23 protein-coding genes are annotated in these 25,751 nt (G+C 59.1%); 14 read left to right on the forward strand and 9 right to left on the reverse strand.

Annotation, left to right across the window (positions count from 1 at the left end):
- Positions 1-27 precede the first annotated feature (27 nt).
- Positions 28-663 (forward strand): ATP-dependent Clp protease proteolytic subunit, encoded by a 636-nt coding sequence (locus H6F57_RS19535; protein ID WP_190626718.1) that lies wholly within the window; start codon positions 28-30, stop codon positions 661-663.
- Positions 664-739: 76 nt separating this feature from the next.
- Positions 740-1,408, forward strand: coding sequence for a DnaJ domain-containing protein (locus H6F57_RS19540; RefSeq protein ID WP_190626720.1), 669 nt, complete (start codon positions 740-742; stop codon positions 1,406-1,408).
- Positions 1,409-1,430: 22 nt separating this feature from the next.
- Here the strand turns inward: H6F57_RS19540 and H6F57_RS19545 are convergent, their stop codons facing one another.
- The 3 genes from H6F57_RS19545 to H6F57_RS19555 all read right to left on the reverse strand — a co-directional run bounded on the left by H6F57_RS19545 (position 1,431) and on the right by H6F57_RS19555 (position 5,167).
- Positions 1,431-2,504: a glycosyltransferase family 4 protein gene (locus H6F57_RS19545; protein ID WP_190626722.1), complete on the reverse strand. Its 1,074-nt coding sequence runs from the start codon at positions 2,502-2,504 to the stop codon at positions 1,431-1,433.
- A gap of 47 nt (positions 2,505-2,551) precedes the next feature.
- Positions 2,552-3,895, reverse strand: coding sequence for a HEAT repeat domain-containing protein (locus H6F57_RS19550; protein WP_190626724.1), 1,344 nt, complete (start codon positions 3,893-3,895; stop codon positions 2,552-2,554).
- A 252-nt stretch (positions 3,896-4,147) separates the two neighbouring features.
- On the reverse strand, positions 4,148-5,167 hold the full coding sequence (locus H6F57_RS19555) for an EamA family transporter (RefSeq protein WP_190626726.1): 1,020 nt from the start codon (positions 5,165-5,167) through the stop codon (positions 4,148-4,150).
- 281 nt (positions 5,168-5,448) lie between these two features.
- On the opposite strand from H6F57_RS19555, the gene sppA reads away from it, so the two are divergent.
- A complete protein-coding gene (gene sppA, locus H6F57_RS19560; RefSeq protein ID WP_190626728.1) occupies positions 5,449-6,303 on the forward strand; it encodes a signal peptide peptidase SppA in 855 nt (284 codons plus the stop codon).
- A gap of 120 nt (positions 6,304-6,423) precedes the next feature.
- A complete protein-coding gene (gene aroH / locus H6F57_RS19565; protein ID WP_190626729.1) occupies positions 6,424-6,801 on the forward strand; it encodes a chorismate mutase in 378 nt (125 codons plus the stop codon).
- Positions 6,802-6,912: 111 nt separating this feature from the next.
- On the opposite strand, the gene crtR is transcribed toward aroH, so the two are convergent.
- A complete protein-coding gene (gene crtR / locus H6F57_RS19570; RefSeq protein WP_190626731.1) occupies positions 6,913-7,800 on the reverse strand; it encodes a beta-carotene hydroxylase in 888 nt (295 codons plus the stop codon).
- Positions 7,801-8,127: 327 nt separating this feature from the next.
- Between crtR and pyk the strand changes: the two genes are divergently transcribed.
- Positions 8,128-9,918 (forward strand): pyruvate kinase, encoded by a 1,791-nt coding sequence (gene pyk / locus H6F57_RS19575; RefSeq protein ID WP_190626732.1) that lies wholly within the window; start codon positions 8,128-8,130, stop codon positions 9,916-9,918.
- 120 nt (positions 9,919-10,038) lie between these two features.
- Here the strand turns inward: pyk and psaM are convergent, their stop codons facing one another.
- Positions 10,039-10,134, reverse strand: a complete 96-nt coding sequence (gene psaM / locus H6F57_RS19580) for a photosystem I reaction center subunit XII (RefSeq protein WP_190626734.1) — start codon at positions 10,132-10,134, stop codon at positions 10,039-10,041.
- Between the two features lie 239 nt (positions 10,135-10,373).
- On the opposite strand from psaM, the gene phoU reads away from it, so the two are divergent.
- Positions 10,374-11,033, forward strand: coding sequence for a phosphate signaling complex protein PhoU (phoU, locus tag H6F57_RS19585; RefSeq protein ID WP_190626736.1), 660 nt, complete (start codon positions 10,374-10,376; stop codon positions 11,031-11,033).
- Between the two features lie 234 nt (positions 11,034-11,267).
- On the opposite strand, the gene H6F57_RS19590 is transcribed toward phoU, so the two are convergent.
- On the reverse strand, positions 11,268-11,456 hold the full coding sequence (locus tag H6F57_RS19590; RefSeq protein WP_190626737.1) for a hypothetical protein: 189 nt from the start codon (positions 11,454-11,456) through the stop codon (positions 11,268-11,270).
- An 80-nt stretch (positions 11,457-11,536) separates the two neighbouring features.
- Here H6F57_RS19590 and H6F57_RS19595 point away from each other — a divergent pair, with 80 nt between their 5' ends.
- From H6F57_RS19595 to argB, 5 genes are all read left to right on the forward strand, one after another.
- A complete protein-coding gene (locus H6F57_RS19595) occupies positions 11,537-13,957 on the forward strand; it encodes a ribonuclease R family protein (RefSeq protein ID WP_190626739.1) in 2,421 nt (806 codons plus the stop codon).
- Positions 13,958-14,128: 171 nt separating this feature from the next.
- Positions 14,129-14,773 (forward strand): flavin prenyltransferase UbiX, encoded by a 645-nt coding sequence (locus tag H6F57_RS19600; protein WP_190626741.1) that lies wholly within the window; start codon positions 14,129-14,131, stop codon positions 14,771-14,773.
- Positions 14,774-14,822: 49 nt separating this feature from the next.
- Entirely contained in the window at positions 14,823-15,995 is a 1,173-nt protein-coding gene (locus H6F57_RS19605; RefSeq protein WP_190626742.1) for a hypothetical protein, read from the forward strand.
- A 68-nt stretch (positions 15,996-16,063) separates the two neighbouring features.
- On the forward strand, positions 16,064-16,642 hold the full coding sequence (locus tag H6F57_RS19610; RefSeq protein WP_190626744.1) for a shikimate kinase: 579 nt from the start codon (positions 16,064-16,066) through the stop codon (positions 16,640-16,642).
- Positions 16,643-16,687: 45 nt separating this feature from the next.
- On the forward strand, positions 16,688-17,590 hold the full coding sequence (gene argB / locus H6F57_RS19615; protein WP_190626745.1) for an acetylglutamate kinase: 903 nt from the start codon (positions 16,688-16,690) through the stop codon (positions 17,588-17,590).
- 68 nt (positions 17,591-17,658) lie between these two features.
- Here the strand turns inward: argB and H6F57_RS19620 are convergent, their stop codons facing one another.
- A complete protein-coding gene (locus tag H6F57_RS19620) occupies positions 17,659-18,282 on the reverse strand; it encodes a glutathione S-transferase family protein (RefSeq protein ID WP_190626747.1) in 624 nt (207 codons plus the stop codon).
- A 764-nt stretch (positions 18,283-19,046) separates the two neighbouring features.
- Between H6F57_RS19620 and H6F57_RS19625 the strand changes: the two genes are divergently transcribed.
- The gene (locus H6F57_RS19625; protein ID WP_190626748.1) at positions 19,047-20,546 is read left to right on the forward strand and encodes a SulP family inorganic anion transporter; all 1,500 of its coding nucleotides are present in this window, start codon (positions 19,047-19,049) and stop codon (positions 20,544-20,546) included.
- Between the two features lie 7 nt (positions 20,547-20,553).
- The gene (locus H6F57_RS19630) at positions 20,554-21,417 is read left to right on the forward strand and encodes a universal stress protein (RefSeq protein ID WP_190626750.1); all 864 of its coding nucleotides are present in this window, start codon (positions 20,554-20,556) and stop codon (positions 21,415-21,417) included.
- A 76-nt stretch (positions 21,418-21,493) separates the two neighbouring features.
- Here H6F57_RS19630 and H6F57_RS19635 read toward each other — a convergent pair whose 3' ends face one another.
- Positions 21,494-22,237, reverse strand: a complete 744-nt coding sequence (locus tag H6F57_RS19635; RefSeq protein ID WP_190626752.1) for an ABC transporter ATP-binding protein — start codon at positions 22,235-22,237, stop codon at positions 21,494-21,496.
- Positions 22,238-22,309: 72 nt separating this feature from the next.
- Between H6F57_RS19635 and H6F57_RS19640 the strand changes: the two genes are divergently transcribed.
- Entirely contained in the window at positions 22,310-23,395 is a 1,086-nt protein-coding gene (locus H6F57_RS19640) for a metal ABC transporter substrate-binding protein (protein WP_190626754.1), read from the forward strand.
- A gap of 74 nt (positions 23,396-23,469) precedes the next feature.
- Here the strand turns inward: H6F57_RS19640 and H6F57_RS19645 are convergent, their stop codons facing one another.
- Positions 23,470-25,644, reverse strand: a complete 2,175-nt coding sequence (locus tag H6F57_RS19645; RefSeq protein WP_190626756.1) for an amylo-alpha-1,6-glucosidase — start codon at positions 25,642-25,644, stop codon at positions 23,470-23,472.
- Positions 25,645-25,751 lie beyond the last annotated feature (107 nt).

Here is a 25,751-nt window from a genome sequence, read left to right on the forward strand (position 1 = left end):
GTTTTATTTTTAGGTTGAAAGAGCACTATGCCCATCGGCACTCCCAAAGTCCCCTATCGTCTGCCCGGTAGCCAGTACTCCCAGTGGGTCGACATCTACACCCGCCTAAACCAAGAGCGGATTATTTTTCTAGGTCAAGAGGTCACCGACACTCTGGCCAACTCCATCGTGGCAGCCATGCTGTACCTCGACTCCGACGACAACACCAAGCCCATCTACCTCTACATCAACTCCCCCGGCGGGTCGGTGACGGCAGGCATGGCCATCTACGACACCATGCAGTACATCAAGTCTGACGTGGTCACTATCTGTCTGGGTCTGGCTGCTTCCATGGGGGCATTTTTGCTGGCGGCGGGCAGCAACGGCAAGCGGGTTGCTCTGCCCCACTCACGAATCATGATTCACCAGCCCATGGGCGGCACCGGGCGGCAGCGTCTCCAGGCCAGCGACATTGCCATTGAGGCCAAAGAAATTCTGCGAGTTCGTCAAGAACTCAACGAAATGATGGCCCGCCACACCGGTCGCTCGATTGAGCAAATTCAAAAGGATACCGATCGCGACTACTTCATGTCGGCAGAAGAAGCTGTTGCCTACGGCCTAATCGACCGAGTGATTGAAGACCGCGCTCAGGAAATCGTCTCTCCTGCCACCGCTGCGGTGTAATTGGCTGCGCCATTTTTGCCGACAGTTGGCAGAATAGGGCCAGCACACGTACCTCATTCTCTTGAGTTAGCGAACTATGGCGCTGGCGCATTACTACCGCATACTGGGGCTTAGAACCGGGGCCAGCTTTGGCGATGTCAAGCTGGCCTATCGCAATCTGGCCCGGCTGTATCACCCCGACATCAATCCCGGCGATCATTTAGCAAAAGAAAAATTCATTCAGGTCACCCAGGCCTATCAGGCTCTGGTGAACGAGCTGCCCGTGGAAGCCATAGCGGCTCAGCGCAAAGCCACTCCCAGCCCGGCTACCAAAGCGCCTGCTCAAACAACTCCAATCGCCGCCGCCCGACCCTCAGTACCCGCCGTCTCTCCGCCTGCCAAAGAGGTCGAACTCACGGTTAGCCCAACTCCTGGGGGGTCAGAGGCCGATCAGCAGCTTAAGGTAAACAGCTTTAAGCAGCTGCGAGAGCTATTTAAGGGGCAGCGTTTCCCCCGAGCAGTGGCCCTGGTAGAAGGGCTGGTTCAGCGCTTCCCGGAAGACCCAGAGATTCGCCAGTGGCATGCCATCACCTATTACCGCTGGGGGCACGACTTGCTCAACCATGGCAACCTCAAAAAAGCCGAAGCCTGCCTGAAAAAGGCCCGCCGCGTCGATCCCCAAAACCGCTCTCTGCGCCAGGCTCTGCACCACGACTTTCAGCGTCTAGAGCAGCTGCGCCAAGCCCCTGTACCCCAGGCACAGTAGCCGCCACTTGCCTTGAGGCTTTCTACTGGTTCGCAATTAGGGTCTCGAACCATCGCTCAAAGCGGACGGCTAGAGCACTGAGGGAATATTCGGTTTCGGCCTGGCGACGGCAGGCGTGGCGATCGAGCTGATCGATAGTTGCGATCGCATCCACCAACCCTTGCACATCATCCGGCGGCACCAGCCAGCCAGTTTTACCCGGCTGCACAATTTCAGCCGGGCCACCGCGGGCATAGGCAATCACCGGCACGCCACAGGCCAGAGCTTCGATCGCTACATTGCCAAAGGCTTCGACCCAGCGTGGGGTCATTACCAGGGCGCGGCACTGGCGCAGCACCTGCTGTAGCTCGTGGGTGGGCAAGAACCCCAAATAGCAGTCAGCGGCTCGGGGAAAGCGATCGCAAAGGGCTTGCCAGTAGTCGGCGTCTTCCAGCTTGCCCAAAATTTTGAGGGGAGCCTGAGCAATCTCGGCCGCCTCTAGGGCATCCTCTAGTCCCTTTTCGGGGGAGATGCGCCCCAGCCAGGCCAGGGCATCGCCGGGGGTTGAGCAAAATTCGTATAAGTCCAGATCAATGGCGCTGCTGAGCAGCTCAAAGGCATTGGCCACCCCAAACGTTTCAGCCTGGGTGCGCGTGTAGGCCCCCAAGCGTCGGGGAAACTGCTGAGCTACCTGGCAGACGGCTTCATCCATAGCATCGCTGAGGGAGCCCATGGTGACAAAGTGGGCTACCGGAGTAACGAAAAACTCCGTTAGGTAAAAGGGCAACCAGTCGTAGGCCAGGTTGACGATTAGATCAAACTCGGCCTGGTGCTGCCGAGCGTAGCGCCACATAGCGCCCAACGCACTGTCTGCGGGGAGCACGACCGGCGCGCTGCGTCCTTGGGTGTGGGCTGTGGGCTGCAACTGTCCCGGCACCGTCACGATGGCAGCATCGCCTAGGCTCGACCCCTCGGGTGCCAGCACGGTAACCTGATGCCCGCGATCGCGCATTCCCTGAGCCAGGTTGAGCAAGGTGAGCTCTACCCCGCCCCCCAGGCCAGACCCCAGCGGCCCGACAGGAGTTGAGACAAACAACAGGCGACGGGAGAGAGACATAGAGGGAGAGATGGAAAGATCAGGGAACAGGGAAAGGGGAATGGACGCTAGTTAGCGGGAGGGAGACGATGGCCCTCCGGAGTCAGTCTTTGGCCCTCGCTGTCGTAGGGTGAGTCGAGGGAGTTAGTCTCAGGGGGCAGCGCCCCTGAGTAGGTCGCCGCAGGGATGCGGTTGAGCTGGCTAAGCGCCCACTGAGCGGTTTCCTGCACGCCAACATCGGGGTCTTGGGTCGCCTGGGCCAACATGTGGCTGAGCTGCACCACCGTATCGTAAATTCGGCTCAGGTCACGAATGGCGTTCTTGCGCACCTCGGGGCTGGGGTCTTGCAGACCTAGGGCCAAAGCTCGATGCATGGGCTTGAGGCTACGGCTGCTAATCTCAGCCAGGGCAGCCAGAATCAAGCTTTTTTCTTGGGAATCAGCATCGAGTAAACCATTGATCAGAGGTTGAATAGCTTCAGAATGGCCGCGCTGACCCAGCTCCCAAATGGCGTGGCGACGCACCGCACCATCGTGGTTATCTAGCTCATGGATCAACGAATTCACAATATCCCCAGAGGTGAGACGGGTGGTGGGGTCCAGAGTCAGGTCGTTGGCCGCAGCAGCCGGGGTAGCCAGACCGAGGGCAGGGGACAACGTTCCTATATGCCCCGCCATAGTGGAATCATCTGGGGAAGGCTCAGCACTGCTTCTAGCCTGTGATTCCGCACTGGGTAATCGTTCTGAGTTAGTTGTAGAACGCTTCGCCGATCGCCCCTGCCCCAAGAACCACCAGCCCCCCAAACAGCCGACCAGCGCCAGCCCCCCCAGCCCTAGCCATATCCAGCGGCGACTAGACTCAGCGGTCTCAACCGATGCGCCGTTTTCAACCGCAGCAGGTTCAGCTAATTCCTGGCCTTCGCCCGCAGGGGACTCAACCGGTGCAGCGGTCTCGGCATCAGGCGACTCAGCCGATACAGGAGTAACCGATGCATTAGCCGTCGCCACCACAGGCGTTGCTGCCGATGGTGCTGGCTCCTCAGCAGTCGGAAACAGCACCGGTATCTCTGGTTCAGCAGGGGTATTCTCGGTCAGCAGTTGGGGCGTGCTCATGTGCTGCCAGGTGACCTGGTCGAGCGTGCCACTAGCGGGTAACCCAGCTTTTGACTGAAAGGAGGCGATCGCCTCCTGAGTCGGCCCCCCATAGCGACCATCCACAGGCCCCTGATAGAGACCTAGCAGCCGCATCTGCCGCTGGAGCATGATGACATCATCGCCTTCGGCTCCCGGTTGCAGCAGCACGGAGTTAGGAGCAGGGATCGCTGTCTGGGCGTGCCGGGTATCTGACTGGGCAGACTCTGGGGCGGTAGTTACTTTGGCGATCGCAGCCTCTAACCCCAGCAAACCTGTCATCGATAACCCCACAGCCAAGGTTAAAAGAGCACCTGCTCTAGAGGCACTGCGGCAGCCCGGCCCTCTCCCTGGCGTTAGCATTTTAAGTCTCATATCAGCCCATAGCTGGCGGCGACGCTTGCCCAGTGTAGATGCCCCTAAGGTAACTTAACTTGCCAAGGGCGGCGTGATCTAGGGAGGGTAGGAAGTAAAGGGGTAGAGACAACGACCAGCTCGGACACTGTCTCACCCATCCACCCCCTACTCCCTCGCCTAGTCCGGCTCTACCGGGGTACGCTTGGCAGAAGTTGCGGTCTCGTAGGCCAGGGTCAACTGGCGTAGCCTCTGAGTTAGAGCATCGCGCTGGTTAATCAGGTAAATGCTGACCAGGGTAAAACTAACGCCCAACCACTGCAACGAACTCAAGGTTTCGGCCAAAAACAGGTTACCAAACAGCAGGGCAAATACCGGCGTTAAAAAGGTCAGGGCGCTAAGGCTAGTGAGGTTGCCCTGGGCCGCTAAGAAGAAGAAAATACCGTAGGCCAGGGCACTGCCAAAGATGGTCGAGTAGGCGATCGCACCCCAGTCCAGGCCTGTCAACCCTTGCCAGGGTTGCCCTTCCCCCAGGGCCGAAAGGACAAAGAGGGGAACGCCTCCCAGCACCATGTGCCAGCCCGTAGCTACAACCGGATCCACATGGCGGCAGACGTAGCGAATCAGAATTGTGCCGGTGGCCATCGACAGGGCCGCCAACAGCATCAGCCATTCGCCTCCTTGCAAGAGGGTGGTGAGGGCCGTGCCCTCGGTCAGCCAGGCCGTGTCGCCGTGGAAGAGCGAAAAAATCCACTCGTCGGGCAGGCCCAGCAGGCTAATACCCGCAATGCCCCACAGCAGGCCAATCCAGCCCAGGGTGCCAATGTATTCGCCAAACAGTCCCCGCGCCATCACCGCCACCGCCAAGGGTTGAGAGTCAATCATCACCGAGCCGAGGCCTGCCCCGGTGCGCTGCAGGCCCGCCGCCAAAAATCCTTGAAACAGCGTGCCATCCACTAGGGCAAAAAGCGCTATCCACAGCCAGCCCTGGCGGCTAATGCCCTGGGGACGGCCTAAAAACAACCCCGCCAGCAGCACGATCAGGCCCGCAGGCAGCAGCCGAATGCCCGCCATAAAGAACGGCGTGGTGTGGGGCATGGCTCCCTTCATCGCCACCATGGCTGTACCCCACAAAAAGAAGGGCGCAATCAGCACAATGAGGTTGCGCGTGGCCGATTGAGGAGCGGAGACTGAATCCATAGTGGAGAAATGAAAAGCGATAGTTAAGCATCGGCCCCGAGGGCGATGGTTAAAAACCCGCCCAAGGGCGAGCGCAGCGGCCAAAAAGGCTTTCTTTAAGGAATGTTAACGCAGTTCGGGGTAGGGTGCTGCCCTGCCCAAGATCGCCCAATCCCTAACAGGCTACGGCGCTAGACCCCGCCACAGTGTCGTTTTGGCTACAATAGACCCTGGCCCTAGCACGTTCAGTGCCGGGGCTATCTACTGTTCATCCTTGTCCGCCTAAAGTTGTTGATACCCCTATGATTTGGCCGTTTTCTCGCCGTTCTCGCAAATCTATTGCCCGCATTGAAGTGACCGGCGTGATCGGGGCCGCCACCCGTAAGCGGATGCTAGAGGCTCTCAAAGAAATTGAAGAAAAGCGCTTTCCGGCTCTGCTGCTGCGCATTGATAGCCCTGGCGGCACCGTGGGCGACTCCCAAGAAATCCATACCGCCCTCAAACGGCTCAAAGACAAACTCAAAATTGTGGCCAGCTTTGGCAATATCTCTGCCTCGGGTGGGGTCTACATCGGCATGGGGGCCAACCACATTGTGGCCAACCCCGGCACTATCACCGGCAGCATCGGCGTCATTTTGCGGGGCAATAACCTGGAGCGCCTACTCGATAAAGTGGGCGTGTCGTTCAAGGTAATTAAGTCTGGCCCCTACAAAGACATTCTCGCCTTCGATCGCGAACTCACCGACCCTGAAAAGGGCATTCTGCAAGAGCTGATCGATGTTAGCTATAGCCAGTTTGTCAAAACCGTCGCCGAGGGTCGCCATCTGAGCGAAGAGGCCGTGCGCAGCTTTGCCGACGGACGCATTTTTACTGGCGAACAGGCACTCCAGCTCGGTGTTGTCGATCGACTCGGCAGCGAGGAAGACGCCCGCCGCTGGGCCGCCGAACTGGCCGGTCTCGACCCTGACAAGGCCGAGTGCATCACCTTTGATGAGAAAAAGCCTTTCCTGCAACGGCTGGTGCCCGGCAATAGCAATGTCGCTGTCGCTGGTCTGGCCTACCCCACCCTGGCGGTACCGGCCCTCAATGCAACCCTAGAGTGGCTAGAGTTCGAACGCTCCACCAGCGGTATGCCCCTGTGGCTCTATCGTCCTTAAGGGCCAGCACAGATCAGTGCCCTGGTAGGATTAAAGCAGTAAAATGCAGTCAATTCTCTGCCCCAATTGTAGCCGTTGGTGCCATTGGGGCTTTGAAGAATGACCTTTGGAGGCTAACGCGTGGACTGGCGAGTGTGGGCAATTCGGGGAGCGGTAACGGTACCAGAAAATACGGAGGGGGCAATTCGGGAGGCCGTCACAGAGCTGATGGATGCCCTCGAAGAGAGCAACCACCTCGACCCGGCCTGCATTATTAGCGCCACCTTCTCTGTCACCCGCGACTTAGATGCGGTATTTCCTGCAGCGATCGCCCGCCAGCGACCTCAATGGGATAACGTTGCCCTGCTCGACGTGCAGCATATGCATGTCGAAGGCAGCCTGCCCTGCTGCATCCGCATTTTGATGCACGTGCAGCTCCCCGTCCCCCACGGCAAAATTCAGCACGTCTACCTGCGCGGTGCCCGCGACCTGCGCCCCGACTTGGTAGTTACGGGCTAGAAGGCAAATACTGACGGATTCTAGACTGTAAAAACGACCCCAGATTTTGGCTTTGTGTACCAAAATCTGGGGTCGTTTCTATTCAGCTGCCTCTGCCGCAGCATGTCATGACTAATGCCGCTTCAGCCGAATGCCTAGAAATAGGTCATACAGAAAGCCAAAGAAGTCTTTCATTTTCAGCAGCCCAAGGGATTGGGGCGACCCTTTCTCATCGAGCAGCGGCTGCATCACCTCGTAGGTGGGTTTGTACTTATACCAGGGCACCGAGGGCCACAGGTGGTGTACCAGGTGATAGTTCTGACCCATGATCAGCAGATTGAGAATCGGGCTCGGGTAGACCCGGGCATTCTTCCAGCGATCGCGATCTTCAAACGGTCGGTGGGGCAAATAGTCAAAAAACAAGCCTAGGGCAATGCCCACCACTAGAGCAGGCGAAAACCAGTAGTTAAAGAGGTAGCCCACAAAGTCGAACCGACAGGCGATGAACACCAGCAGCCCCACCGCAAAGCGCCCCAAAAACCACTCCAGCAGCTCCCAATTGCGCCAGAGGCGACGCTTAAAAAAGTAAATCTCGTGGTAGAAAAAGCGCGCCGCAATTAGCCACAGCGGCCCACCCGTCGACACAAAATGATCGGGGTCGTTTTCAGGATCGTTGACGTGGGCGTGGTGCTGCAGGTGCACCCGCGTAAACACCGGGAACGAGAACCCCAGGATTAGGGCACTGCCGTGGCCCAGCAGAGCATTCACCACGCGGTTGCGGTGAGCCGAGTTGTGGCTAGCATCATGAATCACTGTCCCCGCCAGGTGCAGGGACAGAACGTTCATTAGAAACACACACCAGCTGGCCCAATGCCAGCAAAAATAGCCCACCGTAGACAGACTAATCAGCCCGACGGAAGTTATAAACATGAGAGAGTTGAGGCTCAACCCGCCTTCGGTTTTGAGTAACTCAGGGGGAACCGTTTTTCGAATCGTCAGGGCTTCAACTGCCACCGACATGACGCATCGCTCCTACACCAGTGTCTTCGGTAGTATACGTTACGATGCTTTATTAATAAACTTTTGTGACATAGCCTAAAGGTAGGAGCTGCCCAGGCTGCTCGCTGTTGATAGCGCGGCCCAGGAGGTGCCAGATGCGCGCCAACTCGCCTTAGCCCCTCGTCCATTGCTCACCGTCAGTAAAACCGCTGAATTTTTTGCTGGTTTGGAGGTGAAGCATAAAGCCCATCGGCATTCGTGCTACTATCCCTGTGCTTTATAGCTGCTAGTCTATGGGCTTGACAAAGGTCCGATGCGGTAGCGTTTTACTCTCAGTAGAGGTCGTTTATGCCCCTGCGCAACTCTGTCCGCCGCACCAAAATTGTTGCCACTATCGGCCCTGCCACCCAAAATGCCGACGTGCTGCGGGAGCTGATCGAGGCTGGGGCCACCACCCTGCGGCTCAACTTCTCCCATGGCAGCCACGACGACCACCAGCGCAGCATTCGCCTCATCCGGCAAATCTCCTTCGAGCTCAATCAGCCGGTGGGCATTCTGCAAGACCTCCAGGGACCCAAAATTCGCCTGGGCAAATTTGAGAATGGCTTTATTCAGCTGGCCAAGGGCGACCCCTTTGTGCTCACCAGCGAGATTATTCCAGGCACCCAGGAGCGGGCCTGCGTCACCTACGACAAGCTAGCCCAGGAAGTGCCCCCCGGCTCCACGATTTTGCTGGACGACGGCAAAGTCGAAATGCAGGTGGAGTCGGTCGATCTGGTGGCCCAGGAGCTTCACTGTCGGGTAGTGGTAGGGGGCACTCTGTCAAACAACAAGGGGGTCAACTTTCCTGGGGTTTACCTCTCGGTCAAGGCGCTCACCGACAAAGACCGCGAAGATTTGCTGTTTGGTCTCAACCAGGGGGTTGACTGGGTAGCCCTCAGCTTTGTGCGCAACCCCCAGGACGTGCTGGAAATCAAAGAGATTATTAGCGCCGCTGGCAAAAATGTGCCGGTGATCGTCAAGATTGAGAAGCACGAGGCGATCGAGCAGATGGAGGCCATTCTCTCCCTCTCAGACGGGGTGATGGTGGCTCGGGGCGATCTGGGGGTAGAGCTACCCGCCGAGAAGGTGCCGATTTTGCAAAAGCGGCTGATTGCCATGTCTAATGCCTTGGGCATTCCGGTGATTACTGCTACCCAGATGCTCGATAGCATGGTGTCGAACCCTCGCCCTACCCGAGCTGAGGTATCTGACATTGCCAACGCCATTCTCGACGGCACCGATGCGGTCATGCTCTCTAACGAAACCGCTGTGGGCAAGTTCCCGGTCGAGGCGGTGGCGACCATGGCGAAGGTGGCTGTGAGCACCGAGCAGGAAGGGCTATCTCTGGGCGATCGCAATGACGGTGGCGGGGCCCGCTCGATTCCCAACGCCATCAGCCAGGCGGTGGGCCGCATTGCGACGCAGCTCAATGCGGCGGCCATCATGACCCTGACCAAATCTGGGGCTACCGCCCGCAACGTCTCAAAATACCGTCCCCAGACGCCAATTCTGGCGGTGACCCCCCATGTCCATGTGGCGCGGCAGCTCCAGTTGGTGTGGGGAGTGCGGCCGCTGCTGGTGCTGGATTTGCCCTCTAGCACCCAGACCTTTCAGGCGGCTATGAGCGTTGCCCAAGAAAAGGCCCTGCTCAATGACGGCGACCTGGTAGTGCTAACCGCTGGTACCCTGCAAGGAATATCGGGTTCTACCGATTTGATCAAGGTAGACGTGGTGACAGCGGTGCTGGGACGCGGCGTGGGCATTGGCGAAGCCTCGGTGAGTGGGCGGGCCCGAGTTGCCCACAGCAGCCTGGATGTCAACAACTTTAATGACGGCGAAATTTTGGTGGTGCCCCGCACCAGCGCCGACTTTGTCGAGGCCATTCGCCGGGCGGGCGGCATTGTCACAGAAGATGACAGCCCCACCAGCCACGCAGCGGTGATTGGCCTGCGGTTGGGGGTGCCGGTGATCGTCGGGGTTAAGAACGCCACCGAAATCATCCGTGACGGCAGCATTCTCACCCTCGATACCCGGCGGGGGCTGATCTACTCTGGGGCCTTAGGGCCAGTTAAAAATGAGCCTGCCATGAGCTTTTAGCGCGTTTTGGCCAGCCCTATTGTCAGTTGGTCATAATAAAAGGCTCCGGCATGTAGATGCCGGAGCCTTTTATTATCGTGAACTATGCCTTTGGGACGTTAGAAAATGCCCCGACTTAACCTATTTATAAAGCTCAGTGGACAGGCGGAATGCCAGAATACCAGGCAATAGAGCTACGGCTAGGGCAATAAAGATTTGGGTGTCTGAAAGGGGCATAAAGAATACTCCTCAAGCTGAGTGAATAACGCTTAAGCAAAGACGCTGGGTCTAGACCGATTGTTAACTAAGATGGGAGCTTTCGCGAGGCCGGTCAGCCTAACTGTTACAGAGCTTAATGGGAACCCCTAGGCAGCGCTAGGGGTTCTGGTTGGCGTTAGCCCTTAGGGGGCTGCTAGGCTAAATAGCCACGATCGCTGCGGTTTTCCTTTTACTCAGTGTGCTTCGCGATGCTTGATATGGATACAACTCAACCCGTGCGTGGTGACTTTGATCGGCAGCTGCTGCGGGTGCAGCGCGATCTGTTGCGCATGGGGGCGCTGGTTGAAAACTCCTGCGTGCTGGCTCGGGAAGCCCTGTGCGATCGCAATCTCGATGCCGCCCAGCGGCTCCACCATCACGATAAGCAGATCGACAAGTTCTACCGCCAGATCGAGATGGACTGCATGCACCTGTTCACGCTCCAGGCGCAGCCAGAGGCCAAAGACCTGCGGCGCATTGGGGCCTTTATGCAGCTGGTGCGCGACCTAGAACGCATCGGCGACTACGCCGAAGATCTGGGGGAAGTAGCGCTGAAACTCTTCCCTTACCCCGCACACCCTCTGATGGGGCGGGTGCAGACTATGCTCGATCGCTGCCGATCGATGGTCGCGATGTGCCTGCTGGCCCTCTCTGACCTCGACGCCAAGAGCGGCCTGGAGATTAAGCAAAAAGACGACGCCATCGACGCCGACTACGAAGAGCTGTATGCCCTGCTAGCCCACCAGACCAACCTGACCGGCTCGGTCGAACCGACAGTACTGCTGGTGCTGGCCATTCGCTATATGGAGCGGATTGCTGACCATGCCACCAACATTGGCAAGCGAGTAGCCTACATCGTCACGGGCGAGCGGAAGTGAGAGAGGGCATACGGTTTAAGGTCTAGGGACAGCCTTGTACCTTGCACCCTGAACCTGCCACCCCTTTACAAAACGTTGCCTTCCATTGACAAAAAGATTTGACAGCGGTCCATTTCCTGAGAAACTGTAGGGTGTAACCGGCTCCCCATCGTTCGAGGGGTTTAGCCTCCCTGAGAGGCTGGGCCTGAGGTGAGGGTTACTTTCCCCTGCCGGGTTCATCCACGGCTGTAGCAGTTACACTTGGGCGTTGGCTACCCCAGTCTGTCGGTTGTCCTCTCGGCCATAGCTAGAGGAGGGAGCCAGAGCGCTTGTCTGCAACCTTGCCTTGAGGAAGACGAATCGAGGTTGGTTGCCGCTACGGCTCACCCCCAGCACTGGTTTCGGCGTCGCCTCGTTGCCACAGGCAGCGTACTGAGACCGCATCCCTGGGGCTCACACGGGTTGATGACCTGTCGTAGCCCGGGGCACCCCAGTCATGAATAGTTTTAGGAATCAGTCGCTACATGGAACTCTCGATCGCGGCCTTACTGGCAAGCTTTGCCAAAGATAAAACCCACACCCTCAAGGGCCTAGAAAAAAAGCTGCACTGCAACGACGATACTAGCCAGCGCGACTTGCAGATTGCCGTCGATGCCCTAGAGCGGATTGGCGTGCTAGTCAAAGAGCGGGGCAAGTACCGCCGCGAGCTGGGGGAGAATGTGATCGAGGGCAAGTTGCGCTGCTCGAGCAAGGGCTTTTGCTTTGCCATTCAGGACGAAGAGGGTGCCGACGATATCTACGTGCGCGAGAGCCAGCTCAACACGGCCTGGAACGGCGATCGCGTGCTGGTCAAAGTCACCAAGGAGGGCAGCCGCCGCCGCAGCCCCGAAGGCGAAGTGCAGCTCATTCTAGAGCGGGCCAATGCCTCAGTGCTGGCCCGCGTCAAGCAAGAATCTGACGACTACCGTGCCGTACCCCTCGACGATCGCCTGCTGTTTGAGCTGGCCCTAGTCGCCAACGGCGGCGACCTGGCCGACGCCGTTGACCAGCTGGCCCATGTCGAGATTGTGCGCTATCCCCTGGGGCAGCACCCGCCCCAGGGCCGGGTAGCCCAAATTCTTGGCAGCGACGCCGAGGCCGCCGCCGACATCGACATCGTTTACTGCAAGCACGATCTGCCCCGCAAGTTTTCTGACGCGGTGCTCACCGCCGCTCAGGCCCTGCCCACCCGCGTGCTCAAAGCCGACATTAAAGACCGCCTTGACCTGCGCGAGACCCTCACGGTAGCCATTGACGGCCCCAACGCTCAGGTGATTGACGACGCCATCAGCCTGGAGCGCACCGCCGCTGGCCAGTGGCGATTGGGGATTCACATTGCCGATATTTCCCACTACGTCCCGGCTCATTCTGCCATTGACCAGGAGGCCTGCAAGCGCGGCACCTCGGTCTATCTAGGCGATGAGGTTATCCCCATGCTGCCGCCCCCCCTGTCGGGCCCACTAGGATCGCTGCTGGCAGGCAAAGACCGGCTGGCGATTTCGGTGCTGGTCACCCTCGACGACACGGGTGCCGTCAAGGAGTACGAGGTGCAGCCCACGGTGGTGGCCGTAGACCACCAAATTTCCTACCAGGAAGCCCAAGGGATATTGGAGCGCGATAACTCCGATGTTCTGAAGAGTCTAGGCATCAAACCGAAGGCGCTCAAGGCCCTAGAGCCGGTCTACGACCTGATGGATAACCTGCTTTACCTGAGCCAGGCGATCAAGCGGCAGCGCCTCCACCGTGGTTCTTTTGAGCTAAATTTGCCCGAATACGACTTTCCCGCCGATGCGGGTGAGCCCCTCGCCCACTACCGATCGCCCAAGTTTCAGTACGACGACGAAGGACTGCTGGGGGTGATGGTGACGGCCACCAGCCTACCCTCCCGCCAGATTGTGACGGAGTGCATGCTGCTAGGCAATCAGCTGATTGCGCAGCAGCTCAAGGCTCTGGGGGTGCCCGCCATCTACCGCCTGCACCGCGCCCCCGACGCCAGCGACGTGCAAGAGCTGGTCAAGCTGGCCGAAAACATGGAGATTCAGCTCACCCTAAATGACGAAGCGGCCCCCCAACCCAAAGACTACCAGCGGTTTGTGGAGCAGTTTGCCGCCTCCGGGGCCGAGAAAATTCTCACCTACCTGCTGCTAGAGACCATTCAGCCCGCTTTTTACAGCACCCATGCCGACCTGCACTTTGGGCTGGCTCTCACCGAGGGCTACACCCATTTCACCTCGCCCTCCCGCCGCTACGCCGATCTGCTGATCCACCGCATTCTCCATGCGGTGTTTGAGTCGGGCCGCGATCGCCGCTCCACCCGATCCAAAGACCCGGCCAACCTGCGCCACAGCTCTTGCCACGGCCAGGTCAACTGGAATGTGCTGCCCCCCGAGATTCAGCACGAGCTAGAGGACGACATCCCCCGCATCGCCATCCACCTCACCGAGCGCGAGCGCCTGGCCCAGGAGGCCGAATCAGACCTGGAGGGGCTGAAGAAAGCGGAGTTTATGCGATCGCACACCGGCGAGGTCTTCCACGGCCTGATTACCGGCGTGCAGTCCTACGGCTTCTTCGTCGAAATCGAAGAATTGCTGGTAGAAGGGCTCGTCCACGTCAGCTCGCTCAAGGACGACTGGTACGAATATCGCGCCCGCCAGCAAAAGCTCGTCGGCCGCAAAAACCGTCAGCAATACCGTCTCGGCGACAAAGTTGACGTGCAGGTCAAGAGCGTCGACTACTACCGCCAGCAGATCGATCTCGTTGCCGTCGGCGGCGGCAGCCAGGCCCCCGAAGACGAAGACAACAACTACAGCGAAGACGACAACGACGAACTCATCAATAGCCAAGATGACGGCCAAGACGATGGGCGGGATGATGGGCGGGATGATGGGCGGGATGAGAGTGAGTAAGTGAGTGGGCTAGTGAGTGAGGGAGTGCCTGAGATAGCGGGTTAGTTCAATGGCGTTAGCCTTAGAAACTTAAGCTCGTTAGGATTAGGACAGATCAGCGGGTGACCCCGAATATCTGCACTGGTCAAGTGCCTCACTCGCCCGCCCCCATACTCCCCACCCCCATACACAATGCCAACCGTCGAAACTCCCCTCTCCATCCGTCCTCTCATTGTGGGAGTTACTGGCGCATCGGGTTTGATTTACGCCGTACGTACGCTGCGACACGTACTCAACGCAGACGGCGTGGTTGATTTGGTCGCATCTAAGGCCTCGCAAATGGTGTGGCAGGCCGAATCAGACATCCATATGCCCCTTGATCCTGAGAAGCAGGAGCAATTCTGGCGCGACCAGGCGGGGGTGCCCACCGCAGGCAAGCTGCGCTGCCATCCCTGGGGGGATGTGGGGGCCACTATTGCCAGCGGCTCGTACCGCACAGCGGGAATGGTAGTGATACCGTGCAGCATGAGCACCGTGGGGCGATTGGCGGCGGGCCTAAGTTCTGACCTGCTAGAGCGAGCCGCCGACGTCCAGCTCAAGGAAGGCCGCAAGTTGGTGGTGGTGCCGCGCGAAACTCCTTTTAGCCTAATTCACCTGCGCAACCTGACTACCCTAGCTGAGGCTGGCGCGCGCATTGTCCCTGCCATTCCGGCCTGGTACCACCAGCCCCAGACCATCGACGACCTGGTGGATTTTGTGGTGGCCCGCGCCCTCGATCAGCTCGACATCGACTGTGTACCCCTCAACCGCTGGCAGGGGCACTTGTCTAACGTCTAACCTCCACGAGGCACGATAGGATGGGCAGGATGACGCTATAGGGCTAACCATGGCTACCGTACGTCTAATTGTGGTCTTGCTGGTTTTGGGGGCAGTGCTGCTGCTGGGGGTGCAAAACTTGGCCCCGGCTCTACCCCTGGTCTTTTTTGGCGGCACAACCCGGGCTTTGCCGCTCGGCATTTGGCTGACGGGGGCCGTGGGCCTAGGGGCGTTGACAACCCTGGTGTTGACCGCCCTGCTAGGGTCTGCTGGCCCCAGCAGCGGCAATCGCTCCACGGCCTATAAATATCGGCCTCAATCCTTCTATGAACCCACCGGTTCATCTTCTGGGACGGCCTCGACAGCTAGCCAGACCGGACGCAACGCGCCACCACCCTACACCACACCCGGATCGAGGAGTGGCGGAGCGGGGCGATCGCCCGCCACTCCCGGCACCAGCAGCGATAATCCTACTGACGACGACCCCAGCTGGCGAGCCTGGACAAATTTGAAATCGCCCGCCCAGTGGAGCGACTGGGAATCGCTTAGCCAGGCCCCTAAACCTGAAAACACCCCGTCATCCTCCTCAGCATCGGGGATAGTCGATAGCGTCACCACCTGGTTTAGCAGCAGCAAGCAGCAGGCCAAGCAGCAGCAGCGGGTCAACGAATCGCTACAAGAACTCGACACCGACTGGGATGGGCTAGAAAATCGTCCCTACCGCGCCCCTGGAGTTAGCCCAGTAGACGATCACCTGGATGACATCACCCAGGGCTGGGAACAGGCCGGTGATCCCAACCGCGACCCCAACCGTGATTTTGAAGCCTCCCAGGCCCCGCGCCGCGTATATCGCGACGGTTCGCTGTACTCCTACAGCTACCGCGATGAAGGCGACCCGGCCCCCCAGAGCAGCCAGGTTGACAACATCTACGCCCCCCCTGATGACGTCATCTACGGCAATGACCCAGACCCCCGGTATGCTGACACCGACTACGTCAGAGGCTCAGTCTATGCGGCTGACAACAGTGCCTACAACAGAGATGAGGGGGAGGATGACGACCTCGGTGAACCCGAAATCGCTGAAGATGGTGTCGTCGATGCCGACTATCGGGTGATTGTGCCTCCCTACACCGCTGCCGCCGAAGCTGCCGCCGTCGAAACCTGGACCGATCACCGTGAACCGACCCCAGATCGCCCACCCGGTGACGAATGGGACGACGCCGACGACGCCCTAACACCCTAAACCCCCACCTTCCTCAACCCCTCACCCTCACCCCCCCCTTACCCCCCACTCCCTCACCCCTTTCTTTCATGACTCTGACCGATCGCCTCAACGGCATTAACCTCTACCTCATCGGCATGATGGGCGCTGGCAAAAGCAGCACGGGCGCAGCCCTAGCCCAGATGCTCGGCTACCAGTTTTTTGATACCGATGCCGTGGTAGAAGCCGCAGCGGGGCAGTCCATTCCCGACCTTTTTGCCAGCCAGGGAGAACCCGCCTTTCGTCAGCTCGAAACTGAGGTGCTGGCAGAACTATCGGCCTACCGTCGTCTGGTAATCGCCACTGGCGGCGGCATTGTCACCCAGCAGCAAAACTGGAGCTACCTGCACCACGGCATTGTGGTGTGGCTGGATGTGCCGCTGACAGTGCTGCAAGGGCGATTGGCGGGGGAGGCGGGCCGGCCGCTGTTGCAGGGGCAAGATTGGGAAACTAAGCTGACTAACCTTTTAGAGCAGCGGCAGCCCCTCTACGCCCAGGCGGATGTGCGGGTGACCGTGGGCACTGGCGACGCGGTGGGGGCGATCGCCGCCCGCATCCTCGACTTAGTGGCCGAAAGAATTAGCGAGAAGACTGATAGCGCTAAGACTGATTCTGCCGTACTCAATTGATACACTACTGGCAGCTTGATTTCTGCCAACCCTATCGGTAGCGCCATGGTTCAGTCTCCTTCTCAAACGGACAGCGTCCACGAGGCCGAGGCCGCGCGAGTTCGCATTCTCAGCGAGGCATTGCCCTACATTCAGCAGTTTCGGGGCCGCACGGTGGTGGTGAAGTACGGCGGCGCGGCAATGAAAGACGGCAGCCTGAAAGCGGGCGTGATCCGCGACATTGTGTTTATGTCCTGCGTGGGCATTCGTCCGGTGGTGGTGCACGGCGGCGGCCCCGAAATCAATATTTGGCTCGGCAAGCTGGGTATTGAGCCCCAGTTCAAAGACGGTCTGCGGGTGACCGATGCCCCCACTATGGATGTGGTGGAAATGGTGCTGGTGGGCCGGGTCAACAAGGAGCTGGTGTCGTTGATTAACCAGGAGGGGGGCAAGGCCGTGGGCCTCTGCGGCAAAGACGGCAACCTGATCACCGCTCGGCCCCAGGGCGCGGCCGATGTGGGCTTTGTGGGCGAGGTAAGCGGCATTAATTCGGGGATTATTAAAACGCTGGCAGAGGCGGGCTACATTCCGATTGTGTCGAGCGTGGCCAGCGACGAAACGGGCCAGGCCTATAACATCAACGCCGACACCGTAGCAGGGGAAATTGCCGCCGCCCTGGGGGCCGAAAAGCTGATCTTGCTCACCGACACCAAGGGCATTTTAGAGGACTACCACGACCCTTCCACCCTGCTGCCTAAGCTCGATATTCAGCAGGCGCGGCAGCTGATTGAAACCGGGGTGGTGTCTGGGGGGATGATTCCAAAGGTGAATTGCTGCGTGCGATCGCTCGCCCAGGGGGTCGGTGCCGCCCACATTCTCGATGGTCGCGTGCCCCACGCCCTGCTGCTGGAGATTTTCAGCGATCTGGGTATTGGCTCGATGATTGTGGCCTCAGAGTTTCGGGGGTAAGCCCAAAGAAATTCTGTAGGGGAGCGGCATGCTGCGCCCCTACCTGACTTTTCTAAAGGAATGCCGCCCTAGGAAATCACCTCTAAGAAGCTGGGGCGATGACTGACTGAAGCCCACCAGGCGTTGAGCTGAGGAATTTCGCTGGTGACGGCGGCAAATTCTGGCGTCTTCGACAGATAGAGCATCACCGGCATGAGATAGAAGTCGGCCAGGGTAATGGTAGGGCCGAGCAGGTAGGGGCTAGAGGCGATCGCCTCAATCGCTTCCAGGGCAGTTTTGACCTTGGGTGTCGCATCGGCCACGGCGGCCTCGTCGGCTTGCCCACCCTGGCTGGGTACAATCAGCCGCTGAATGGTGATCACGCCGATGGCCGGGGCGTAGAGGTAGCTATCGACGATCGCCATGATTTGGCGCATGTGGGCCTGGCCCATGGGGTCGGCGGGGGTGAAGGCGCGATTGCCCACCACCGTATCGAGATATTCCACAATGGCGCAGGTTTCGTAGAGTGTTTCCCCATCTACCTCCAGGGTTGGCACCTTGCCAAAGGGGTGCTTAGCCAGGTACTCAGGGTCGCGATCACTGAAGATATCGACCGCTTTAAGATCGTAGGGCGTGTTGGTCTCCGCCAAAATCATGCGGACAGTGCGCACATAGGTGCTGAGGGCTGGCCCGTAAAGCGTATATTGTGTCATCTCAGTTAGCAGGTAAATGTCAGTGCCACAAGCGGCCTCTTCAAGCTACCGCGATTCGTCTTCCTAGAACTATCCTGGCCCCTTCAGCGGGTTGACTATGTGTGGCACACCGCCGGCCTGCAATCGGTGAGCGCTAATGTGGGCGATCGCGGTGGGTCTGACATTACCCTGTGGTAGCCACCCGAGATAGGTAAAGTGCTAACTTGCATTCGATATCCAGGGTTTAGGTGGCCGGGCGCTCTCGTGGCGAACGATAAAGCGATCGATAAGTTGTTCTCGAATCCGAGCAATTCAGAGAGCAGCGATCATCTTCTCCATTTCTTTTTGATTTACCCCTAGACAGGGCCGCCGATTTGCCGTTATATAGGCTTAAGTAAAGAACTATTAAGCAGATCTACTCACGAGCTATGTCGCTCTTTCTCGGTCAGCCCCAAGGCAATCGACAAGCAGGCAGTCCCCCATAGATTGGGGAACCTGCCGTCTTGAGCACCTCAACAGCCTTTCATGACCGAAGGCGACTGTTGGAGCTTGCCAGCCCAAGAGTAGATTCATTCAAAAATTGAGATAGCAGGCTGCGATGGTCCCCGAGGACCGGTCTTTGACCATCGCGCGGCCCATCTCCCCATCGCAACTTTGCCAGCAACCCTAACCCCAATCGGCCTGTGATCTCATCCACAGCGATCAGGCTTAGGGCTAAGAGAGTTAGGCAACCAGTTTTCTGCCTAGCCCAACCAGGTTTATTTTTCTAGGCTTTAGGAGACTCCTTGAACAATTCTAATTTCAATCTTCGATCGCTAAATTTGCGCGCTCTGAAACGAGATTGGTGGTCTAACCCCAGGGCTGACCTGCTAGCTGGGGCGGTGGTAGGACTGGCACTAATTCCAGAGGCGATCGCCTTCTCGATCATTGCCGGAGTTGACCCCAAGGTGGGTCTCTATGCCTCCTTCATCATTGCTGTGGTCACGGCGTTTTTGGGCGGCAGACCCGGCTCGATCTCCGCCGCCACTGGGGCCATGGCCCTGTTGATGATCGACCTGGTACGCGACTACGGGTTGGAGTACCTGCTCGTGGCCACCTTGCTGTGCGGCGTATTCCAAGTGATCTTTGGGTTGCTGCGGCTGGCCCGCCAGATGCGCTACGTACCCCGCGCCGTGATGGTGGGCTATATCAACGCCCTAGCGGTGCTGATTTTCTTAGCGCAGCTGCCCCAGCTGACGAATGTACCCTTTGCTGTGTACGTGATGACGGCGCTGTCTCTAGCGATCATCTACATTCTGCCGCGCTTTACTAAGGCGTTGCCTTCGCCCCTGGTGGCGTTGTTTGTGATGACGGTGGCGGCAATTTTTCTGGGCATTGACGTGCCCACCGTCGGTGACATGGGTGAGCTGCCCACCACGCTGCCTATCTTTGCCCTACCCCAGGTGCCCTGGAGTCTCGAAACCCTACGGATTGTGCTGCCGACGTCGTTGACCATGGCCGTGGTCGGGCTGCTGGCCTCATTTCTTACCGCTTCGCTAGTGGATGAGCTAACCGACACCCCCAGCGACAAAAACCGCGAAGCCAAGGGCCAGGGCATCGCCAATATCATTACCAGCTTCTTTGGCGGCATGGCCGGCTGCGGCATGATTGGCCAGTCGGTGATCAATGTGCAGTCGGGCGGGCGGGGCCGACTCTCGACCCTGTGTGCTGGCATGTTTCTGCTGTTTGCCATTTTGGTGCTCAGTCGCTGGGTGCAGCAAATGCCCATGGCGGCTTTGGTAGCGGTCATGATCATGGTCTCCATCGGCACCTTCCGCTGGGCGTCATTTCGCGACATCGCCAAAATTCCCCGCACCGAGACGGCGGTGATGCTGACCACCATGCTGGTGACCATCTTCACTCGCAACTTTGCTCTGGGGGTGGCCACGGGCATCGTCATGAGCACGGTATTTTTTAGCCGAAAGATTGCTCAGCTAGTGTTTGTGGACAAGGTGCTGCGCGACGACGACAGGCACCGCGTCTACAGCGTGTCAGGGCAAATTTTCTTTGTCTCAATTGAAGAATTTCTCGACGCCTTTGACTTCGAAGAATTTGTCGATCGCATCACCATCGACCTCACCCATGCTCACCTGTGGGATCAAGGAGCCGTCGCCGCCCTCGACAAGGTGGTTAACAAGTTTCGCCGCGCCGGGGCCGAGGTAGAGGTGGTGGGCCTCAACGCAGCCAGCGCCACCTTGGTGAACAAGTTGGCCATCCACAGTCAGCCATCTGCCCTACAGGACTAGTCACCCCATGAAACGAATTTTACTCTGCACTGACGGCTCCACCTTTGCCCAGAGCAGCTACCCCTACGCGGCCTGGTTTGCCCAAGGCATAGGAGCCAATGTTGACGTGCTCTACGTCACCGACTCGCGGGGCCAGGCCACCGCCGAGGCCAGTAATCTCAGCGGCAGCATTGGTCTAGGGGCCGCCGAAAGCCTGCTAAAACAGCTGGTGGAGGTAGAGCACGAGCGAGCCAAGCTCAACCACCAAAAAGCCAAGCTGATTTTGGCTGACGCTGAAGCGGCGATCGCCGCCCACGGGGCCACCACCGTCAAGCTGATCCACAAAACCGGCTTTTTGGTGGACTGTTTGGAAGATCTCGAAGCTGACGTAGACCTCGTTGTGATGGGCAAACGAGGGGAAGCCGCCGACTTTGCCTCGGGCCACCTGGGGGCCAACGTCGATCGCATTGTGCGCAGCGGCCACAAACCCTGTCTGATCACCCCCAAAACCGTGGTGCCGATGGAGCGGCTGCTGGTGGCCTACGACGGCAGCCCCACCGGGCAGAAGCTGCTGCGGTTTTTGCTGGATACTCCAGGTTTGCGAGAGCTAGAGATTCACCTGCTGACAGTGGCAGGGTCAGAGTCCGACGCGGAAAAAACCCGGTGTCTGGCTGAGGCCAGGACAATACTGCAAGCGTCGGGACTTAAACCCGAGGCCAGTTTGCAGGTCGGGGAGACCGAGAAGGCGATCGCCCGCTACATCGACGACCACGACATCAGTCTGCTGATACTGGGAGCCTACGGCCATCGCCGCATTCGCCACCTGGTGATCGGTAGCACTACGGTGCAGCTGCTCCGCAGCAGCCAAATTCCGGTGCTGCTCTACCGCTAGGTTTGACCGGGTCAACATTTGCCCATTCCGTTCATAATCTATCGGGGTATCAATGACGCTTAACCCCCCTGCTGCATCAGCAGAAGAAATCGGCGTAGGAGGCGATCGCCCCACTGGGTTCTGGCCCCTGACCGTAGGCCCGCTGAATGTTGTCGAAGGTCATTACGGCTTGGGGGGTGTCGTCAGCCAGCAACTGCCGATTGAGCAGCAACAGGCGATCGTAGCGGTGCAGGGCATCGCCCCACTCGTGACTGCACACCACTAGGGTTTTACCCTCAGCCTGGAGTTCGGCAAAGATCGCCAGCATCAGGGCTTCGGTCTTTTTATCGATGCCGGTAAACGGTTCATCCAGCAACAGCAAGTCGGCATTTTGAGCCAGGGCGCGGGCGAGGAACACGCGCTGCTGCTGGCCGCCAGAGAGTTGACCGATGGGGCGATCGCACAAATGCAGCATATCCACCCGTTCTAGAGCCACAGTAACCCGCTGCCGTGCTCGCTGATTGGGCCGCCGAAACCAGCCCGCTAGAGCCGACTGCGCCATCATCGCCACCTGCCCGGCGGTGATCGGGTAGTCCCAGTCGATGCGCGATCGCTGGGGCACATAGGCCACCGACTGCCGCCGTCGCCGCAGCGGCGCGCCCTGAAATAGCACCTGCCCTCGACAGGGCACCAGCCCCAGCATCGCTTGAATTAGGGTGCTTTTGCCCGCGCCGTTGGGGCCAATCAACCCCACCAGTTCTCCCGCCCCCAGGGACAGAGAAATGTTCTCTAGGGCCGGCATTCCCCGGTAGTTGACAGACAGGTTTTGAACCTCTAGCATGGCACCCATGAAATGATAACCATTATCACTATCATACTAAAACAGTTATCCATTTCTGGGAGACAGTAGGCAATGTTTTTACACCGAACGGCCCAGCCAGCGTCGCTGTGGGCAAGACAGCGATGCGCTGCGATCGCCTTAGCAGTAGGGCTAGTCGGGTGCAGCGGCAACGGTGGCCCAGTTGCAGAATCCGAAGCTGAAGCCCCGGTGGCCCAGGCGGACAGTCCGGTGGTCGTCGCCACGACCAGCGTGCTCTGCGATCTCACCCAGCAAATCGCTGAAACCACCGTCGCCCTCACCTGCCTACTCGACCCCGGCACCGATCCTCACACCTACCAGGTCAAACCTTCCGATCGCCAGGCCCTAGAGCAGGCCGACCTGATTCTCTACGACGGCTACGGCTCTGCCCCGACCCTAATCGAGATGGTGGAAGAGAGCGCCACTGAGGCAACGCGGGTAGCTGTTTACGAGCAGGCAGTGCCAACTCCGCTGATGGGCGAGGCCCACGACCACGACCACAGCGATGAGGCCGTTCATGCAGAAGGCGATGAGCACAACCTTGACCACGACCACAGCGCCACCGCTGATGCCGACTCAGTGCCCGATCCGCACATTTGGCATAGCGCTACCCACAACGCCGCCATGATCTCGGTGATTGCCGATCGCCTGGCTGAAACTAACCCCGTCCACGCCGACCTCTATGCCGAGAATGCCAGCCGTCTAGGTACCCAATTCGAAGGGATTGATCGCTGGATTCAGACCCAGGTGGCCACCGTACCCGCCGACCAGCGCCAGCTCGTGACAACCCACAATTCCTTTGGCTACTTTGCCAATGCCTACGGCTTTGAGGTCAAGGGGGCGCTCAGCGGCCTCAGCACCGACGAAAAGCCGACGCCCGGTACGCTTACAGCACTGGTGGAGCAGGTCAAGGCCGCCCAGGTGCCCGCCATTTTTGCCGAAACCACCACAAACCCTCAGCTGATTGAAACCGTCGCCAAGGATGCGGGCGTTACCGTAGCGGAACAACCTCTCTTTGTGGAAGGACCAGGCGGCCCCGGCAGTGCTGCCGAAACCATGCAGGACGTACTGGTAGTGAATACCTGCGTGGTGGTCGAAGCGCTGGGGGGCAGTTGCGATCGCGCCAACGCCCCGCTTTAGGGTGGGAAAAGGTACAAGGTACAGGGTTTAAGGAAAGACCTTGTACCCTACACCTTGAACCCTAAACCCTGCTCCTACTCCTTCATCAACGGTCTGAGCAATGCGCTCACCCGCAACACCTCGGCCACCGACCAAGCTTGGGCAAATGTGCCGCGCGGTGCCATCGGAGCGTCACCATCAAAAATTTCGCTGATGGTGCCCAGGCAGCCGCCGCCGTGCAGGTGGTGAATCAGCGGGTCGAGAAAGCTGTGGGCCAGGTCTGCGTCTTGGTAGACCTGCCAGTGGGCCTGCACAAAAGGCCCGATCAGCCAGCTCCAAACGGTGCCCTGGTGGTAGGCTCCGTCGCGCTGCACCAGGTCGCCGCCGTAGTGGCCGCGATAGTCAGGGTGAGCCGGATCGAGCGATCGCAGCCCGTGGGAGGTCAGCAGTCGCTGGGCCACCACATTCACCACCGCTCGCTGCTGCTCGGCGCTCAGGCAGGGTTCTCCCAGAGCGGCATCGGGCAGGGAAACGGCGAAAATTTGGTTGGGCCGCAGGGCCGCATCAGCACCGTCGGGGCCGTCCAGCAGGTCGTAGCAATAGCCCAAATCGTCGCTCCAAAATCGCTGAAACCCCTGACGGCTTTGGGAGGCCAATTCTTGAAACAGGCCGACGGGCTGACCCAAAATTCCCGCAAAATCGGCCATCACCAGCAGAGCGTTGTACCACAGGGCGTTGACTTCCACCGGCTTGCCTATGCGGGGGGTGACGACCCAGTCGCCCACCTTGGCATCCATCCAGGTGAGCTGCACTCCAGGCTCCCCAGCGGAGAGCAGCCCATCGGTGGCGTCGACCTGAATGCCGTGGCGGGTACCTTTGCAGTGCCAGGTAATCACCTCCTGTAACTGGGGAAAGAGGTCTTCGATTAACGCTGTGTCGGCGGTGGCCTGATGGTAAGCGCGCAGAGCCTCAAAGTACCAGAGGGTGGCATCTACAGTGTTGTAGTGAGGCACTTGGCCATTCTCAGGAAAGGCGTTGGGCAGCATGCCCTGATCGAGATAGCGGGCAAAGGTCTGCAAAATCAGCCGAGCCAGGGCCGGACGTCCGGTGGTTAGGGTTAGCCCTGGCAGGGCAATCATGGTGTCGCGGCCCCAGTCGCCAAACCAGGGGTAGCCCGCAATTACGGTTTTGCCTGGGCTGGCAGGGGTGAGGTCAGCCCCTTCTGCCACCTCATCTGCTGGTTGGGAAGCAGTGGGGATCTCCTGGTTCACCTCATCCTGCGGACTGGCGACAGGCGCAAAGTCCCCCAATGTGAGGGGGGTGGGGGTGCCTTCGAGATCCCTCGCCCCAGTGGAGTCGTTAGCTTCAAGTGCTGTAATGGGACGGCTGACAATAAACTGATCGGCAGCCAAGACTAACTGGCTTACCCAGGCGGGCGGGGAGTCGTCGGGTTGAGCCGTCTTGCCCTGGGTCGTCAAATGTTGCTCGTGGGCCAAGCGGCGGAGCAGGGCACTTTGCCCCGAGCGATCGGCTTCGGCCTCGGTGGTGGCCACTAGGGTAAATGACTGGCCCTGGCCCAGGGTAGGAGCAAAGGTGGCCGCGTGCAGGTGGTCGTCGTAGGGGTGAATGCCCCGGTAGGTTTCGACGGCGAGGCTGTAGCCCTTGTGCCAGGTGTGGGCGGGTATAGCTGGGGCGGTTTCGCTGAGCAAATAGAAGGGCTGCACATTCCCTTTGGCCTGGATGCATAGGCCCTGGGGGCAGTCTGCGATCGCCATTTGCCAACCCTCGCCCTGGGTGCTGTGGTGGTGGTGGCGGTGGTTAACCAAGACTTTCAGCGCGAGTTCTACAGGAGCGCTGGCGCGGCTGACGGTGTAGCGCACGTAGGTGGTGTTAGCTCCGGGCTCCATCCAGACGCGCTTTTCGAGGCGAGCATCGGCGATCGCATAGACCCAGATCGGGATGGTGCCCTCCAACCGAAACGATTCCAGGTATAAATAGCCCTCAGGTTGCAGCGTGCCATCGGTCCAGCGATCGCAGTACAGCGCGTGAGACTGGCCTAAATAAGTCGCGGTTTCATCCACTTTAGTCACCAGCAGGGTGCGCTCCAGCGGCGGCTTGAGCGCCGCCACCAGCAGCCCGTGGTAGTGACGGGTAAGCACCCCAGCCACCGTGCCGCTGCCATAGCCACCGACACCGTTGGTGACCAGCCATTCCTGCTGGGTAGCGATCGCCGCGTTACCGCACAAGTGACGCCCCAAGGAAATAGTCATACGTTATTCACCCGTGTTTTGCCAGCGAGGATGTTCACTCGCCGCTACTATAGCCAACCTGCGGCGGGTCAAACTGCTACCTAAAGGGCGATTACATCCTCTACTGC

Origin of the sequence: Leptolyngbya sp. FACHB-60 (assembly GCF_014695775.1) — a bacterium.
GTDB lineage: Bacteria > Cyanobacteriota > Cyanobacteriia > Phormidesmidales > Phormidesmidaceae > Nodosilinea.

Coding starts and splice junctions, on each gene's coding strand:
- crtR (WP_190626731.1), bottom strand. CDS start 7,800: ATGTCGGTGGCAGTTGAAGCCCTGACGATTCGAAAAACGGTTCCCCCT.
- H6F57_RS19545 (WP_190626722.1), bottom strand. CDS start 2,504: ATGTCTCTCTCCCGTCGCCTGTTGTTTGTCTCAACTCCTGTCGGGCCG.
- pyk (WP_190626732.1), top strand. CDS start 8,128: ATGCCCCTGCGCAACTCTGTCCGCCGCACCAAAATTGTTGCCACTATC.
- H6F57_RS19605 (WP_190626742.1), top strand. CDS start 14,823: ATGGCTACCGTACGTCTAATTGTGGTCTTGCTGGTTTTGGGGGCAGTG.
- H6F57_RS19630 (WP_190626750.1), top strand. CDS start 20,554: ATGAAACGAATTTTACTCTGCACTGACGGCTCCACCTTTGCCCAGAGC.
- H6F57_RS19600 (WP_190626741.1), top strand. CDS start 14,129: ATGCCAACCGTCGAAACTCCCCTCTCCATCCGTCCTCTCATTGTGGGA.
- H6F57_RS19640 (WP_190626754.1), top strand. CDS start 22,310: ATGTTTTTACACCGAACGGCCCAGCCAGCGTCGCTGTGGGCAAGACAG.
- H6F57_RS19550 (WP_190626724.1), bottom strand. CDS start 3,895: ATGACAGGTTTGCTGGGGTTAGAGGCTGCGATCGCCAAAGTAACTACC.
- H6F57_RS19595 (WP_190626739.1), top strand. CDS start 11,537: ATGGAACTCTCGATCGCGGCCTTACTGGCAAGCTTTGCCAAAGATAAA.
- H6F57_RS19635 (WP_190626752.1), bottom strand. CDS start 22,237: ATGCTAGAGGTTCAAAACCTGTCTGTCAACTACCGGGGAATGCCGGCC.
- H6F57_RS19590 (WP_190626737.1), bottom strand. CDS start 11,456: ATGCGGTCTCAGTACGCTGCCTGTGGCAACGAGGCGACGCCGAAACCA.
- sppA (WP_190626728.1), top strand. CDS start 5,449: ATGATTTGGCCGTTTTCTCGCCGTTCTCGCAAATCTATTGCCCGCATT.
- H6F57_RS19645 (WP_190626756.1), bottom strand. CDS start 25,644: ATGACTATTTCCTTGGGGCGTCACTTGTGCGGTAACGCGGCGATCGCT.
- H6F57_RS19555 (WP_190626726.1), bottom strand. CDS start 5,167: ATGGATTCAGTCTCCGCTCCTCAATCGGCCACGCGCAACCTCATTGTG.
- phoU (WP_190626736.1), top strand. CDS start 10,374: ATGGATACAACTCAACCCGTGCGTGGTGACTTTGATCGGCAGCTGCTG.
- H6F57_RS19620 (WP_190626747.1), bottom strand. CDS start 18,282: ATGACACAATATACGCTTTACGGGCCAGCCCTCAGCACCTATGTGCGC.
- argB (WP_190626745.1), top strand. CDS start 16,688: ATGGTTCAGTCTCCTTCTCAAACGGACAGCGTCCACGAGGCCGAGGCC.
- H6F57_RS19610 (WP_190626744.1), top strand. CDS start 16,064: ATGACTCTGACCGATCGCCTCAACGGCATTAACCTCTACCTCATCGGC.
- psaM (WP_190626734.1), bottom strand. CDS start 10,134: ATGCCCCTTTCAGACACCCAAATCTTTATTGCCCTAGCCGTAGCTCTA.
- H6F57_RS19535 (WP_190626718.1), top strand. CDS start 28: ATGCCCATCGGCACTCCCAAAGTCCCCTATCGTCTGCCCGGTAGCCAG.
- H6F57_RS19540 (WP_190626720.1), top strand. CDS start 740: ATGGCGCTGGCGCATTACTACCGCATACTGGGGCTTAGAACCGGGGCC.